This window comes from Streptomyces polyasparticus (assembly GCF_014493765.1).
GTDB lineage: Bacteria > Actinomycetota > Actinomycetes > Streptomycetales > Streptomycetaceae > Streptomyces > Streptomyces polyasparticus.
The window spans coordinates 1-748 of the sequence record NZ_JACTVJ010000138.1; the positions used below are offsets into that span (position 1 = coordinate 1).

Sequence of the window (748 nt, forward strand, 5' to 3'; positions counted from 1 at the left end):
GCGGCTGCCAGGCCGAGGATGGCCAGGTAGTTGGCGGGGTGGCGTTCGTAGCGGGGGCTGAGCCGGCGGTAGCCAGTCAGCCAGGACAAGGTGCGCTCGATCACCCACCTACGACGACCTAACCGGTCGCTGGATTCGATGCCCTTGCGGGCAATCCGGACGCCGATATGTTTGCTCCAGAGCCATCTCCGCAGATGGGGGACGTCGTAGGCTTTGTCCGCGTGGAGTCGTTGGGGCTTGAAGTAGCGGCCGCGATGCGGGTCGTGTTGCGTTTGGAGTCCCGCCACCATCGGCTTCAGCCCTTCGCTGTCGTGGATGTTCGCAGCGGAGATCCCGACGACCAGGGGCAGTCCGTTCGCGTCCGACAGGATGTGCATTTTGGTACCCGGCTTGCTCCGGTCCACGGGGCTCGGACCAGTGAGCTCGCCCCCTTTTTAACGCGCACGTGAGCGGTGTCGAGCACGACGCGGGTGACGTCGATGAGGCCGGCGTCATCGAGTCGGTGGAGCACGGCCTGGTGCAGGCGACCCCAGACGCCAGCTCTGGACCAGATCACGAATCGCCGATGAGCAGTCGACTTCGAGATCCCGAAACAGGGCGGCAGCTGCCGCCAGGCGCATCCACTGACCAGTACATAGATGATGGCGGCGAACAACGTCTCATCAGGCGTATCCGGTGTCCCGCCACCCTGTGGGCGCACTTTCGATGGCGGGAGCAACGGCTTCGCGATCTCCCACAGCCCGTCCGG

At 65.1% G+C, this 748-nt stretch carries 1 protein-coding gene; it reads right to left on the minus strand.

The features are described 5' to 3' along the window. Window positions 1-748 (minus strand): IS5 family transposase gene (locus H9Y04_RS45865; RefSeq protein ID WP_187820178.1). Its coding sequence is split into 2 segments (ribosomal slippage), with 749 coding nucleotides annotated over them: window positions 1-436 and window positions 436-748; the frame shifts between segments, so codons are not numbered across the junction. This gene is flagged as partial in the annotation.